The 13,631-nt window shown below is 45.1% G+C and carries 14 protein-coding genes; 10 read left to right on the top strand and 4 right to left on the bottom strand.

Going from position 1 to position 13,631, the window contains the following annotated elements:
* The first annotated feature begins 196 nt into the window (after nt 1-196).
* Entirely contained in the window at nt 197-670 is a 474-nt protein-coding gene (locus AM1_RS24460; RefSeq protein ID WP_012165599.1) for an NUDIX hydrolase, read from the top strand.
* Between the two features lie 52 nt (nt 671-722).
* Here AM1_RS24460 and AM1_RS42310 read toward each other — a convergent pair whose 3' ends face one another.
* Entirely contained in the window at nt 723-1,283 is a 561-nt protein-coding gene (locus AM1_RS42310; RefSeq protein ID WP_238549066.1) for a hypothetical protein, read from the bottom strand.
* Between the two features lie 265 nt (nt 1,284-1,548).
* Between AM1_RS42310 and AM1_RS24450 the strand changes: the two genes are divergently transcribed.
* The 4 genes from AM1_RS24450 to AM1_RS24435 all read left to right on the top strand — a co-directional run bounded on the left by AM1_RS24450 (nt 1,549) and on the right by AM1_RS24435 (nt 4,520).
* The gene (locus AM1_RS24450) at nt 1,549-1,887 is read left to right on the top strand and encodes a DUF952 domain-containing protein (RefSeq protein ID WP_041661037.1); all 339 of its coding nucleotides are present in this window, start codon (nt 1,549-1,551) and stop codon (nt 1,885-1,887) included.
* A gap of 404 nt (nt 1,888-2,291) precedes the next feature.
* Entirely contained in the window at nt 2,292-2,591 is a 300-nt protein-coding gene (locus AM1_RS39955; RefSeq protein ID WP_012165595.1) for a Tudor-knot domain-containing protein, read from the top strand.
* 644 nt (nt 2,592-3,235) lie between these two features.
* On the top strand, nt 3,236-3,769 hold the full coding sequence (locus AM1_RS24440) for a DUF4333 domain-containing protein (RefSeq protein ID WP_041660439.1): 534 nt from the start codon (nt 3,236-3,238) through the stop codon (nt 3,767-3,769).
* A gap of 40 nt (nt 3,770-3,809) precedes the next feature.
* Nucleotides 3,810-4,520 carry a hypothetical protein gene (locus AM1_RS24435; protein WP_012165593.1) on the top strand — a complete coding sequence of 237 codons (711 nt, stop codon included), beginning with the start codon at nt 3,810-3,812 and terminating at the stop codon, nt 4,518-4,520.
* A 152-nt stretch (nt 4,521-4,672) separates the two neighbouring features.
* Here the strand turns inward: AM1_RS24435 and AM1_RS24430 are convergent, their stop codons facing one another.
* Nucleotides 4,673-6,079 (bottom strand): MFS transporter, encoded by a 1,407-nt coding sequence (locus AM1_RS24430; protein WP_148215818.1) that lies wholly within the window; start codon nt 6,077-6,079, stop codon nt 4,673-4,675.
* Between the two features lie 204 nt (nt 6,080-6,283).
* On the opposite strand from AM1_RS24430, the gene AM1_RS41205 reads away from it, so the two are divergent.
* Nucleotides 6,284-6,622, top strand: a complete 339-nt coding sequence (locus tag AM1_RS41205; RefSeq protein WP_148215817.1) for a hypothetical protein — start codon at nt 6,284-6,286, stop codon at nt 6,620-6,622.
* Nucleotides 6,623-6,643: 21 nt separating this feature from the next.
* Here AM1_RS41205 and mgsA read toward each other — a convergent pair whose 3' ends face one another.
* Nucleotides 6,644-7,951: a methylglyoxal synthase gene (mgsA, locus tag AM1_RS24420; protein WP_012165590.1), complete on the bottom strand. Its 1,308-nt coding sequence runs from the start codon at nt 7,949-7,951 to the stop codon at nt 6,644-6,646.
* A 254-nt stretch (nt 7,952-8,205) separates the two neighbouring features.
* Between mgsA and AM1_RS24415 the strand changes: the two genes are divergently transcribed.
* From AM1_RS24415 to AM1_RS24400, 4 genes are all read left to right on the top strand, one after another.
* Entirely contained in the window at nt 8,206-8,871 is a 666-nt protein-coding gene (locus tag AM1_RS24415; RefSeq protein ID WP_012165589.1) for a GNAT family N-acetyltransferase, read from the top strand.
* Between the two features lie 66 nt (nt 8,872-8,937).
* On the top strand, nt 8,938-9,585 hold the full coding sequence (locus AM1_RS24410; RefSeq protein ID WP_012165588.1) for a GNAT family N-acetyltransferase: 648 nt from the start codon (nt 8,938-8,940) through the stop codon (nt 9,583-9,585).
* A 109-nt stretch (nt 9,586-9,694) separates the two neighbouring features.
* The gene (locus AM1_RS24405; protein ID WP_238549065.1) at nt 9,695-11,137 is read left to right on the top strand and encodes a pentapeptide repeat-containing protein; all 1,443 of its coding nucleotides are present in this window, start codon (nt 9,695-9,697) and stop codon (nt 11,135-11,137) included.
* Complete coding sequence (locus tag AM1_RS24400) at nt 11,112-12,824, top strand: tetratricopeptide repeat protein (protein ID WP_238549064.1); 1,713 nt, start codon at nt 11,112-11,114, stop codon at nt 12,822-12,824. Before AM1_RS24405 ends, AM1_RS24400 begins: the two co-directional genes overlap by 26 nt.
* A 4-nt stretch (nt 12,825-12,828) precedes the next feature.
* On the opposite strand, the gene AM1_RS24395 is transcribed toward AM1_RS24400, so the two are convergent.
* Nucleotides 12,829-13,560 (bottom strand): class I SAM-dependent DNA methyltransferase, encoded by a 732-nt coding sequence (locus tag AM1_RS24395; protein WP_012165585.1) that lies wholly within the window; start codon nt 13,558-13,560, stop codon nt 12,829-12,831.
* Between the last annotated feature and the right edge of the window lie 71 nt (nt 13,561-13,631).

Genomic DNA, 13,631 nt, shown 5'->3' with positions numbered 1-13,631 from the left:
AGTTTGCTCAGGGGGTTGCAATCCAGGGAATTGAGAAATGGATGGGATACCTAAAATAACCGTCGAATGGCGCTAATGATTGGTTCCGGATTTCGCTCAGAGATTAGGGGGTAAAGATTTAGGGCTTTGTATGGCCTAATGCCTGTGTTGTTTGCCGCTTTAAGCTAGGATTTCAGGAATTATGCAGGAGATGCCCATGACTTCTGAAGACAATGCCCATGACGTTGCGATCGCAATCCTGTATCAACAAGATCAGTACTTAATGCAGCTTCGAGATGATATCCCAGGGATTGCCTATCCAGGACATTGGGGATTTTTTGGTGGGCATTGCGATCCGGGTGAACATCCTGACGATGCCATTCATCGAGAGTTGATAGAAGAACTGGGTTATCAGACTTCTAATATCAAGCTATTTGATCTGTACCCCGATCCAGGTGTTGTTCGTCATGTTTACTATGCTCCGCTTACGGTTTCCCTCTCGGACTTGGAACTCATGGAAGGGTGGGATTGGGGGTTCTTCTCTCCTCAACAAATTCAAGAGAGCAAGCGGTATTCTCAAAAAGCCCAAGGTATATTTCCTTTAGCCTATCCCCACCAGAAGATTTTGTTGGATTTTATGGTTTTTCAGAGCCATCAGGATGGGATTCCCAAAAAATCCCCTATTGATTAACCAATAGGGGATTACTTTTATTTGTATATGTAAAAGAAATTAAAAACTAAAACTATTGAGGATCGTCGACTCGCACAGTTTCCTCTTCTCCTGAACTTTCAGGCTTGCTAGCTTCAGCTGCACTGGGTTCGCTAGCGGGGGCTGGAGCCGGGGTAGAGGCTGGCGCTGGAGCAGGGGTTTCTGCTTTGGGAGCCGGTGCTGGGGCCGGTGCAGCGGCAGGCTTACTTGCAGGTTTGGCTGCTACTGGCTCTTTAGTTTTTTTTTCCGGTACTTTTATATCTAGGGTGGTTCTGGCTGTCTCTAGGGTTTTATCTGCCCCTTTCTTTGTCGCTAGCAACAAGGATTTCCCAGCTTCAGCTACAAGATTGCCGTCTTCGGTCTCGCTAGCTTTGTTTTGAAAAGATTTCACACTGTCGGATATATCGTCTACACGATCTCCAAGCCAGCCTATTGCAGCTACAACTAAGAAAAGGACGTAGCCAATCATTAAAAAGGTCTCTTTGCCGATCTCCCATAGAAGAAGGAAGAACTGCTTGAATTGGTCCCAAGTCTCTTTAGCTGTGACTAAGCTCCACCATTTGTCAAATTGTTCTTTAAATGGGTTTTTACTCATCAAAGATATCTCCGCTCCAAGAAACCAAATGCCATTTCTATCATGGACTGTTGTCTGAACTGGGTCAATCCGGTTTGATTGCAGAAAATCTATCATTTTCCCAAAGACTAATCAGATCTTTTGAACAGAGTGAATCAGGGGCTTCAGGGTAGGAATACTGAGAGATTTGATCAGAAATAGATCAGGATTAACTTTGTGGGAGAACAAATCTATCCTTAAAGTGGGTATGATCTTCCCCATCAGAACTGATGCTAGGCTCAAAACCATGATTTTTCACATTGCTCAAGCAATCGATTGGCAGGCTGCCCAAGCAGCAGGGGTGTATAAAGCTTCATCTCTCGCGAATGAAGGCTTTATTCACTGCTCTGATCAGCATCAAGTTCTAGAAGTTGCTCACCGTCTGTTTCAGAATCGGCAAGATTTAGTCTTAATAGAAATCAATCCTCAATGCCTGGATGTGGAGGTGCGATATGAAAATTGTGAAGGTGGAGAAGAGCAGTATCCACATATTTATGGGATGATTCCGCTCAAAGCAATCATTACAGTTTTCCCTTTTATGCCCGAAGCTGGGGTATTCACCTTACCCCTTGAACTAAGGAGCTGAATCAAGGCGGTCTTTTAAGTAAACGACTAGCTAACTTCAGTAGGCCAATCACAATCTCAATAGCGATAGTCTTATTTTTTGAGGTCAAATGAAGATCTGGGTAGGGGACATTTACCTATATTTGCCTTCTGAGCTATGGTTGAACTTCAAAAAACATTATTATCTTTATATTATTCTCTAGTAAAATATTATTTTTGTACTTCTTCATATTGCAATTCTAGGAAGAAACTGTAACTACACTATCTAATTTCGGGTGATTCCTCGGATTGTATTTTTGCTGAATGATAAATTCGATTTTAAAGGAGTGAATTAAAAAAATAGAATCTCTTTCTATTTGAATACTATTTGTCTGAAGTCAAATGTATATGGGGAACACTATATATAGAGTTGATCGACAAATTTTTATGCAAGTGAAAAAGAGAATCACATTATTTTTACTATTAATAACTGCATCCTTGGGCGTATTTTCTCCTAGCGTAAGTGCGAGTGAAACTCAAGTTGAGGCAAATCCTGAGCTAGAATTAGCAACACCTGTTCTTTATAGTGCAGCTTACCAGGTAGGAGAATCAGTCTATATTCTGTGGAGAGGAAAGTGGTATCCCGGAAGAATATTAGCATTCGATGGTGGTGTCTATTACATCACCTATGATGGTTATGATAGTTCTTGGGATGAATGGGTAGAGCCAGCTCGATTGAGTCGATAGACAACTTTCCTCATTCTCGCAAAGGAGAATGAGGAAAGTTGCAATAATTGTTTTCTTATTCTTCCTTAAAGAAGGATAAGGGCAAAGATGTGATGTGAATTCTTCCTTTGTATCTAGAGGAAAATATATATTTTTGTCAGTAGTTTTAAACTTCAATATCTTGTCTATTTAGCACAAGATTTTTCAAGCAATTAAAAAATATTGACCAATATATTTCTACTTGGTTCAGAGACTGTTTAAAAAGACCTGTCTACCACGAAAAATATGTATTTCATGCTCTGTCTACTAGCGAGATATCAAGGGTTGTAGACTACTGACTGACCTTTTCAAACAGCCTCTTAGTGATCTCTGATAGGGGTTCGGTAAAAATACTCATTCTAATGTATAAAGTCAAAACTAACTAATGGATGATTGATGGCACTGATAACTGTACAAAAATAATAACTTCATAAACTTTTTCTTATAAGCATTTAAGATTTTTTTGTGAGTTTTTATAAATCTATTCAGATAAAAGATCTCAGTCTTATGTAGCCTCTTGATCGACTAATACCTGATTGCCTATTGAGGAAGTAAAGTCATTGCTTCAACAATCAGATGCATTTTTGTTCAATTGATATCAGATAATATATTTGGATATATGAATAATGTTCTATAAAACACGAAAGAATTCAACTCTAAAAACATTTTTGTTTCTGAGTGTATTGAGCCTTTTGTCAGCTTGTAACTCAACCGTGGATGCAGATGTAGTGGAAGCAGATATTGCATCATACTTCTTAGCAGATACAGGGATAGAAGTGAAATTCGTTGCTTGTCCAGAAGATGTTGAGTATAAGGATGATAACGGTTTCTCTTGTGATCTTGAGACTGTTGATGGTAAGAAAATAAAAATTTCTGCTGTTGTAGATGCTGATGCAGATCAGGTTAGTTGGGAAGTTAAAACTGGTTTGCTATCGTCTATTAAGCTGGAGCAAATAATTAAAGAAGAGTTTAATTCTTCAGAGTCGATATCTGTTAAACCTGATTGCGGTTCAACAGATATCATTGCCTATCAAGGTGATCTTATTAAATGTACTGTTTTAAATTCTGAAAACCAAAAAGGTATCGTTCAACTGGTTGTTACTGATAATCATGGTGGAGTGAGATTGCAGGATTTATCTAGTGTGAAATGGCAAACATAAGCTCATGACTATAACTAAAAATAGTATCTAAAAATGAAATATGCTAGATATCATTTATATCTTAGGGACTGTTGGAGCCATCATAGCTGGGATAAGTAATTATTTCTCCTACCGTGCGACCTATAAAAAGGTTAAATATACTGAGTACTCTTCTGATAATACTGATCCTTGGCGGTGGAGAAAACCAAGCGAAGAATTGGGGGTCTTTCATGAAGAGGATCGTAAACTGATTATCAAAGATGGTGAGAATATTAGTTGCTTATTATTACGTCAACGCACTCCACTGGGAGACTATTTGGCCAATTTGATGGGATATGCTTGTGTCGGCTTAAGCCTGTTTTTAGTTGTTAATATTCTGACGAGAATGCCAGATGGCTATCAGTGGAGTTTGATAGGGTGTTTGTTCCCCTTTGGATTAGGTTGCTTATTACTAAATGTGAACAGCCAAGTGCTACAGATTGATTTGCATCCTGATTCTCTTGTACTCACTACCAAATATGCGCTTTTCCGATATCGTGAACACCGCTATAAACCTCACAAGAGATTTAAGGTTAAGGGAGAAAACCAGTCTTTTTTGACGATGGATGATACCCAAGGTGAACCAGACTATCGACTAGAGATTCTTAAGCCTGTCCTAGGCCTATTTGCAACTCGGAAAATATTCACTTTATGTTGTAATAAAACACAGGGATCTTGGATTGTTGAAGGTCTAAAGTATTGGAATACTATCGCGATAATGAGTGATTCTTAGTTTATGGAAGGGATGATGGATTTAGTGTTGGACAAAACACCTGGATGTCTTTTGGGGTGCTCTTTTTAGGGTAGATATTGATTCCATATGGAATGCTTTATCTTCGTTGTTTTTGACTCTATCTCATCTTGTATTAAGAGGAAATAGAAAATTTACCTCGAATTGGAGGATGGCAGATGAGTTTGCAATTGTGGATTTGGGGCTATCCAATTCAGCAGCAGAATAATGGGTGGAAGAATACAGAAGCAATAGAGGCCCATTTTGTAGGATCCCGCAACGTCCTTGAAGAGTGCCATCCAAGAAGGACCAATCGCACTGGCAAAGACGATACTCATCATCTGTACCCCTGAAATGGCACCCAAATGAGTTCGGCCAAAGAAACGAGGCAAGGCCACAGCCGATAAGGTGCCAAAGCACCCCCCACTACTGCCCAATCCCGCAATTGCTAGGCCGCGTAAAGCCACAATATCTAAATTAGCCATACTGGCAATTCCAACACCCAGGGCCGTCATCATGCCCATAAACAGAAATTGCAGCCGAATTCGATCGGCGGCAAACCCCATCAAAGACCCCATCATGGTCGATACCAATGCCATCGGTATAAATAGGGCTACTGCTTCAGCCTTGGTTAATCCAACTTCTGCCCCCAGATCAACGATATGAAAGGTAATCCCTGTGATCGCTAATGCCTGGCAAGACAGTGCTAAGGTGACGGCCCAAAAAGCTGGCGTACGAAGGGCCTCACCCCGAGTGAAATCAGTGCGAGTGTCTGGATCGGTTGGAGATTGATTTGAGCCTGCAGATGAAATTTTGCCGTCCATCTGTAAGCCACATTCTTCAGGGTTATCGCGATAGAAGATCCAGCCTAAGCTGCCCATGCCTATGCTTACGATTAGCCCCATACTCACCCAGGCCCATCGCCAAGTAGTCGCTTCAATCCAAGCGTTGACGATAGTGGGGGTAGCGGCGAACCCAAAAGAGATAAATACCCCGGCAATGCCAGAGGCCAGTCCCCGTCGTTTATCAAACCATTTTCCCAATGTGTTGCGACTGGACATGGTGAGCATGCCTTGACCGCTGAATCTCAGGCTGGTGAAACCCAGTACTAACAAGCCGAAGGCCACATAGCTGGAGGTAGGTAAGTTGAAGTTTTGACTAAGGGATACGGCGATGCGATCGCACACACTCATATATCCCAATGTCAGTCCCAACCATACTGAAGCCAACACCACCGACAGGCGCGTTCCAAACCGATCGAGAAATACACCTCCAAAGGGCAACAGCAGTCCGCTGGTCACCGTGCCAATCAGATAGGCATTACTGAGCTGCAGCCGCGATACCCCTGTCGCCTCAATCAAATAGTCTGTAAAGACGCTCACTCCCATGGTTTGACCCGGAATACTCATGATGATTCCGATAGTGCAGGCTGCTAAAATCGCCCAGCCATAAAAAAAAGGCAGCTTACTTGGGTCAAAGGGCCAGTGGGGGCGAAGCAGCGGATGAATCTGTGGCGGATGTTGATCAGTCCGTTGCTTAGACAATTTATGTCGCAATCTCATGCAAAACCTAAGGAGACAGTGGGAATAAAAGAGTCTTCAGCTTAACGAATTAGTCGCCCCCGAGAGGGTGAATGCTGGCAAAAGGAAGCGTTCTCATAATGGTTGATAATCTTCAGCAATCTGATCACCTTACCTCAGAGACTCATCAGCTTCTTCTCAGATTCCCGCTTTAGATTGAAATTAATGAAAAGCGAGGCACGAAAGATGACTCCGAAACGTATACTCTCCACTGCATTACTCAGCTTATCCGTTCTCACGGTTGGTATCAGCGAAGCGACAGCTGCTGAGATTGGTTTATTCACCGATCAACAAGAGCCAGAAGTGGTCTCCGTAAAATTTAGAAAATTCGGCCACCGTCGCCACGGATTTCACGGTCGTCGTCGCTTCCGTCGGCATCATGGCCGTCGTCGTTTTCGCCGCTTCCATCGCTCTCCTAGTTTTGGCTTCAAGAAGTTCAAAGTATTGAAGAAAAAGCACCACGACAAGCATCATGACCACCACGAGCATAAGTTTCATCATGGCGATAAAGGGTTTTTCCGTTAGCCTGTATGCCTTTCAATTCAATTAAGCCTCAGTTTCAGGGGCTTCCTGATGTAAATCTGCTGACTCAGGTGCAAACACAACCAACCCCCGAGGAATGCATTCCACTTCGATGGGGGTAGTTCCCACCATTTCCCCATCCACGACAACCTTTTGGGGTGGGTGGGTTTTCACTTTGACTCGACGGGTTTGTAGATTGATAATGTCTTCCCGATTGGTGGGGTGGCGCATCAAGGCAGCCCCCACTAAGTTCACCATCGCCCCGACGGCTTCCAAATCATTTTTTGGTGCACCAATGGTGATATCTAACAGTCCATCACTGGCATCGACGATCCCTGCCCCTTGAGCCATTACTGAAGTCGGGGGTGCGGCGTTGGCAATCGTGACAGCACCAGCATTAAAAGTTTTGATTACGCCTTCCACTTCAATCTCTGTTTCAAAAAGCTCCTGCTGATTGAACTGTTTAATACCTTCCATAATGTAGGCAAAAGCACCCCAGCGATTTTTGGCTTCTCGGTCCGCTCGCTCAATCACTTCTGCTTCTAGACCGATCCCCGCTAACAGAATCATCGGCCGATCGTTGCATTTCGCTACATCGACCACCCAAGTCTTGCCTTGGACAATAATGTTGCAGGCACTTCGAATCGGCATAAATCCCTGCGAAATATTGAGGGCAGCGGCAAAGGCGTTGGCAGTCCCTCGGGGAATAATCCCCAAAGGAATATCGCTACCGATCAATGCCCCTGCCACTGCAGAAATCGTGCCATCGCCCCCGGAAGCCAGAATCAGATCGGCTTGGGCTGACATGGCATCTTCTACCAACTCACTGGGATGGGTGTCTGGAGTAGTCAAATGCACGACCAGTTCCATGGCTGGACTGAGGAGTTCTTCGATCAAGGTCAAATCATGGTCGGCATTGCCTTGTCCAGACACGGGATTGAAGATGAGGTGGGCGACTCGTGTACGGCGGAGTTGCTCTAAGATGGCCGACGCAGTGGCGACATTGATGGCGAGAGGGATATCATAAACGGCGCAAATCCTTTGAAGGGCTTGAATGTCGGGCTCATGGGGTTGGGCATAGAGCGGATCGACGAGGAAAATAACAGCGGTGACTTTGCCTTCCGCCACCTGGGTGGAAATTTGGGCATCCCCTCCCATAGGTCCCGATAGCATTCTCTCGACCTCTAGGCTGGTGGCGTCTTTAATCCGCTGTCCGGTCGTGCCGGTGGCAATAATGCGATATCGGCAGAGAACGGGTTGGTATTGCTTGGCAAATTCAACGATTTGATCTTTTTTGCGATCGTGAGCGATCAATGCGATCGTGGCTGCCATGCAATTGCCTCGTGCTTAAAACCTTTGTCTTGTATCGATCATACGTTGTTCTATGTGCTTGGCATCTGCGAACAAGCACTAATACAACTTGTGCTTACACCTTGGGGCTTGAGGATGCTTGTTACCTGTGGGATAAGTAGTCAGATCGTCAAAATTTTATTGGTGAAGAAAAGACTTGTTGAGAATCAAGAAGTTACTTTAGCGTGATGATATTTGAGGCCAATACTAAGTCTATAAAGTGCAGTAGTAAATTAATGTCCCAGTCCCAATCTGAACTACCTTCTGGGTATGTCATTCGGCGTTGCCAAAAAACGGATGAGGATTACCTCAAACTTTTAATGATGCCAAAAAGTCCTTCTTCTATGCCTTCTTGGGTTTCCATAAATTTTTTGATAACCCTGTTTGAAATAAGAAGTGGGATCGTAATATTTTTATTTTTGCAAGTCCTTGTATTATGTATGGCAGTATTTTTTTACGGTTTACATATAGGATTGCTAGGCGCAACTATACATGTCGACAACGTTTCAATAATAATCTATCTAATATCTTGCTTCTTGATTGCTTTTATGGGAACAGCAATAGTCATGGCACAAGGGGGGAGAGGTTGGATTAAGGACTATCCTTGGCGTTATTGGGTGATCGAACAGGAAGATCGTTTCTTGGGCTCAGCTTATTTTCAAAACTATGAAACTTTCTCAGTTATCAGAAGTTTACGCATATGCTCAAAGTGGAGAGGCAAAGGTCTTGGTACTGCAATCGTCAAAAAACTGATTCAGATAGGGAAGAAGCCTATCTACTTATCACCTGCTTTAGGGACTTCAAAATTCTATAGACGCATTGGGTCTCGGAGAGTTCGCTTTCAAAAATTACCTCCAAAAGCCCAAAGATTTCTGATTCCTACCTACTGCATGGCCCACTAATTGATGTTTGATTTGGATATTCTCTTTTAAAGTAGATTGTTTGATTGGAATGTATAAGAGCTATTAATGGCAAATCACTCATCAAATCTGCCATTTGGTTGTGTCATTCGCCCCATAAAAACCACTGATATAGACCGCCTCAGATTAATGATGATGCCTAAAAGCCCTGATCAACTGCCATCTTGGGTCTCAATGAGAATGATGCTGGTATTTTATAAACTTCGGACAGGTACAATTCTATATTTATTCTCTGCTGTCGTTATAGGCATGTATTTGCAGGCATTAGGTGCCTTAGGAATACCGATAAATGTGCTTTGGATAGTTATAGCCTATCTAGCTTTTTTAGGTCTATTTATTGCATTGGGGATTAGATCGCTAGCTAAGCCTGAGCACCTGCCCAAGAATTGTTGGGTAATCGAAGAGCAGGGACGTTTTGTAGGCCGTGCCCTTATTAAGAGCCATGGCAGCCATTCAATTTTAGGCAGTTTATATATTCACAATACGCGGAGAAGAATGGGATTAGGGACAGCATTAGTTCAGTCTTTACTTCAAAACTACCCAACACCAATTTACGTATTAACGAATCGTTCAGTTGCTAAATTCTATCAGGGGCTTGGCTTTCGCAAATTATCGCGAAGAGATAAACAAAAGCTGCGTATGGGTGAACACTCTGTTTCAGAAAGATCACCCATGATTCTCTTAGCGCATGATTAATCCAATATAGTCTTTCTCTTGATGATGCTAGACCTTTGTCTAATCCTTTGCGGCCAGTGAACATGCCATGATCTGTAGTTGATCTTTCCTAAAATCTGAGGTTCGGATTTTGCGGATAAGCCAGACTCTCAAAGTCACATCTGGATTGGTTTATGGAGTGGTTGCGCTCACCCTATTGAGTCAACCTGTGCAAGCAGCCAAAGGCGATCATGTTGACCAACTGAAAGAAACGCGTGAATGTGCCGACTGTCAGCTGGATAAAGCCAAATTAGGGGGAGCGGATCTTCGGAATGCCAACCTCAAAGGGGCCAATCTTAAAGAAGCGAATCTGCGAGGCGCAAAGTTGGATGGGGCAGATCTCCTTCGGGCGGATCTCAAACAAGCTGATTTGCGGGAGGCAAACCTTTCCAGTGCCCAACTTACCCTCAGCAATTTAGAAAAAAGCCAACTGGGGGCAGCCATCTTATTCCGAGCTAACTTATCTCAAGCCCAGCTCACCCTTAGCAATTTAGAGAATGCTCAACTCCGCGATGCCAACTTGAGCCAAGCCAATTTAACCGAAGCCAATTTAGCGAGGGCCAACTTAGGTAAAGCTCAGTTGAATCAGGCTAATTTGACCACCGCCAATTTATCCCAGGCTCGATTACAGAATGCATCCCTAGTGGGAACCCAGTTGATTAACGCCAACTTAGAAGGCGCGTCTCTAAAAGGGGCCAATCTGATTGGGGCGGATTTAACAGGTGCTAACTTAGTGAATGCTGATCTGAGGGAGGCCAAACTAGATGACACTACTGTTATCGATCCGAAATGGCGGAATGCTTGGGCCATTGTCAATCAGAAGCAAATTGAAAGCCCTGTGTCCGAAGAGGCCTCGGAATCACTTGCTCCAGAACCTTCTGCGACGGAAGACCCTACAGCACAGGGCAAAAATCTGAGTGGTGTGCACTGGGTGGGCATTAATTTGGTTGGAGCAGAGCTGGAAGAAGCGGATCTGTCCCAGGCGTACTTGTTTATTGTCAATTTGCAGGATAGTAACCTGCGAGCCACCAATTTTAGTAATGCCCGCCTCCGCTATACGGACTTTCGTCGAGCCAATTTGACCAATAGCAATTTAGAAGGTGCCGATCTACGCTATGCCAATTTAGAAGGTGCCGATCTCAACCTAGCCAAGCTGCACAAAAGTAAAATCAATATCAAAACGGTTCTGGCGGATAAATGGCGGCAGGTGTGGGAGCTAGTCAACCAGGGGGGCAGGGAGCTAGACCTCAAAACCGCTGATTTAGCCCAAGCGGATTTGAACCAAGTGGACTTTTTCCGGGCGCAGCTTCCCCAAGCGAACCTTGCCCAAAGTATTTTGGATGGGGCGAATTTGACGGAAGCCAATCTGTTTCGGGCCGATCTGACAGGAGCTAGTTTGAAGGCTGCGACCTTAAAGAATGCCAACTTAGCAGAAGCCAATTTGGAGAATGCCAATATTGAGGGCACAAACCTTGATGATGCCTATCTGTGTGGAGCCATAATGCCTGATGGAACAACCCACTCCTGTCCTTAGGGAAAGAGTCTCAGTAGTTACTAGAAATCGGAATTGCCGATTGCGACGGTATAGATGGTCTGTGGGACCGTTGCTGTGGGGGTTGGCCTTCGCCCTGCTCCCCCTACCGCTCAAAGCTCAGGAAGGACTGCAGGACTATGATCATTGGGCAGGATTATGTCAGAGCCTGACTCAGCAGAAGCAATATGAAGACGCTCTGAAAGCCTGTGACCAGGCGATTGCCTTAAATACCAACGATCCGCAGACATGGATAGATCGCAGCACAATTGTATTTGCCCTAGCCAAACATTCAGATGCCGTTGCCGCTTTTAACCAGGTGCTCAAGCTGAAGCCGGATGAGCCCCAGATTTTGGCAAAGCGTTGTATCAGCCTTTTTAAATTGAAAAACTATGAGCCCGCGCTTAAGGATTGTGAGTTGGCCCTCCAAGTGGCGGATCAACGAGGGCAATCGCTACCAGATCAAGCCTGGTATTACCGGAGTGCAGCTCTGTTTAAGCTGGAGCGGTTAGAGGAAGCCCTGGCTGCTTATGACTGGGCCACCCATATTCATAGCCGAGATGGCCGGGCTTGGGCCGATCGCTGTCAGGTCTTGGCCGCACTCAAGCAATATTCCTTGGCGTTTCAATCCTGCGATCGCGCCCTCCGAGGCGACAGTGATTGGGGAGGCAGTTCTCCCGCAATAGGCTGGTCCCAACTTGCTCAACTACACCGACAATTAGGGGATTACAACCAGGCCCTCAAAGGTTATGACAAGGCGCTTGCCTTTGCGCCTAAGGATTCCCAACTATGGTCTCAGCAAGGGATTTTGCTGGATCAATTGGGAGAACATCAACAGGCTCAAGCTTCCCACGGGTTTGCTGTTACCCTGGCCCCGACCTCTTCAGCGGCTCTGATTCAGCAATGTGCCAATGCCAACCAGCTTCGCCAGTTTGAGATGGCCTTAGCCAGTTGCGAAAAAGCGTTCCAAGAAGGGGACGGAGACTGGGGAGAAGCAGGTTTAGAGTTTGCCTGGAGCCAACGGGGAACAGCCCTGATTGGTCTGGGTCGGTTTGAAGAAGCGCTGACCTCCATTGATCGAGCGTTAGCCTTAACGCCAAAAGATGCCCATTCTTGGAGTGCAAGGGCCTTGTCTCTCTGGCGTCTAGGCCGATTTGATGAAGCCCTGGATGCTGCTGCCCAAGGGGTAGACGTCGATCCGCAATCTTCTTTAGCTTGGTTTAACCAGGGCCGGATTCTGACGACTCTGGGCAAGTTAGAGGAAGCTGTTGCGGCTTACGACCAGGCATTAAAAGGAGATGCCAATGCGGGGAAGCAGCCGACGCTAGTGGAGATCTGGATTAATCAAAGTGCAGCTTATTGGCGGCTGGAAGATTATGGTCAGGCCTTATCGGCTGCAGATCAGGCGGTGGCTCTGGATGCTAAATCCGATCGCGCTTGGTATAACAAAGCCCTGGCTCTGATGGGGTTACGCTCCTATAGTCGGGCGGTGACGGCCTATAATAAAGCCCTTGCCTTTAACGAAAAAAATGCTGATTATTGGACCGGGAAAGGGATTGCCCTCAAGGCTTTAGGAAATTTTCCTGAAGCCCTTGCCAGCTTAGAACAAGCCCTTAGTCTGAATCCCAACCATTCCCTAGCTTTGCTGAATCAAGAGCGGGTTAAGAAGCAAATTGAGCCTTCCCAGTAGGGGGTTAGGGTTTGCGGGCTGTGATCGCTTTGCGTGCGATCGCAAGTTCGTATTCACCATAGGTATTAGAAATCTGAACCTGAAAGCCGATCTGTTTCAGTTGTGCCGCTATCTCATTGGCATTATAGAGCTGCTGTCGGTGGATTTCTTCATCCCGTCGATACAGGGTGCCGTCTTGGCGAAACGTGATAATCCGCCGGGTCAGAATCATTGATTCCAAGTCTTCCTGTTTTTCCACTAAGACAATCCAGTCCTCGCCTTCTCGAAAGCCTTGACTCGTTTGTCCCGCTTCAACCTGACCCGGTTCAACGAGATCAAAGATAAACAGCCCTCCAGGTTCTAGGGCATCAAAGACTCGCTGGAAGATCGGACCTAATCGACACGCATTGTGCTCTGCATCGAACAAATAATTCAGACCTTCTCCCAGGACCGTCACCACCTGACAAGTTGGAAGACTGGCCGTAAATAAGGACTCCACCCGAAATTCTGCGTCAGGGACCCGACTTCGGGCCAGGCCAATCATGGCCTCAGAAATATCAATCCCTAAAACTTGATACCCCGCCTGGATTAGGTGATCTGCCCAGATTCCGCTCCCACAGCCTAAATCAATCACTAAACCGGATTCAATCTGATGACTTTGAAAGCAGGTCAAGATGCCGACCGCCGCTTGGTCCGCAAAATCGCCATAGCCAATATCGTGAATATAGGCCAGGTCAGCTTTATACCAATCTCCCATGCAATTCACCTCAGGTATCTAACTCTTTAGACGCCAAATCAGAGTTTGGAAGAATCAGGGTTGCGATCGCA

The sequence above is a fragment of the Acaryochloris marina MBIC11017 genome, assembly GCF_000018105.1.
GTDB lineage: Bacteria > Cyanobacteriota > Cyanobacteriia > Thermosynechococcales > Thermosynechococcaceae > Acaryochloris > Acaryochloris marina.
The sequence above is the reverse complement of the archived record's forward strand: the minus strand, read 5'-3'. Positions and strand labels throughout refer to the sequence as shown.

Bases quoted from the DNA above. Each gene is read 5' to 3' on its own strand.
- AM1_RS24460 (WP_012165599.1), top strand. From the start codon at position 197: ATGACTTCTGAAGACAATGCCCATGACGTTGCGATCGCAATCCTGTAT.
- AM1_RS42310 (WP_238549066.1), bottom strand. From the start codon at position 1,283: ATGAGTAAAAACCCATTTAAAGAACAATTTGACAAATGGTGGAGCTTA.
- AM1_RS24450 (WP_041661037.1), top strand. From the start codon at position 1,549: ATGATTTTTCACATTGCTCAAGCAATCGATTGGCAGGCTGCCCAAGCA.
- AM1_RS39955 (WP_012165595.1), top strand. From the start codon at position 2,292: ATGCAAGTGAAAAAGAGAATCACATTATTTTTACTATTAATAACTGCA.
- AM1_RS24440 (WP_041660439.1), top strand. From the start codon at position 3,236: ATGTTCTATAAAACACGAAAGAATTCAACTCTAAAAACATTTTTGTTT.
- AM1_RS24435 (WP_012165593.1), top strand. From the start codon at position 3,810: ATGCTAGATATCATTTATATCTTAGGGACTGTTGGAGCCATCATAGCT.
- AM1_RS24430 (WP_148215818.1), bottom strand. From the start codon at position 6,079: ATGAGATTGCGACATAAATTGTCTAAGCAACGGACTGATCAACATCCG.
- AM1_RS41205 (WP_148215817.1), top strand. From the start codon at position 6,284: ATGACTCCGAAACGTATACTCTCCACTGCATTACTCAGCTTATCCGTT.
- mgsA (WP_012165590.1), bottom strand. From the start codon at position 7,951: ATGGCAGCCACGATCGCATTGATCGCTCACGATCGCAAAAAAGATCAA.
- AM1_RS24415 (WP_012165589.1), top strand. From the start codon at position 8,206: ATGTCCCAGTCCCAATCTGAACTACCTTCTGGGTATGTCATTCGGCGT.
- AM1_RS24410 (WP_012165588.1), top strand. From the start codon at position 8,938: ATGGCAAATCACTCATCAAATCTGCCATTTGGTTGTGTCATTCGCCCC.
- AM1_RS24400 (WP_238549064.1), top strand. From the start codon at position 11,112: ATGGAACAACCCACTCCTGTCCTTAGGGAAAGAGTCTCAGTAGTTACT.
- AM1_RS24395 (WP_012165585.1), bottom strand. From the start codon at position 13,560: ATGGGAGATTGGTATAAAGCTGACCTGGCCTATATTCACGATATTGGC.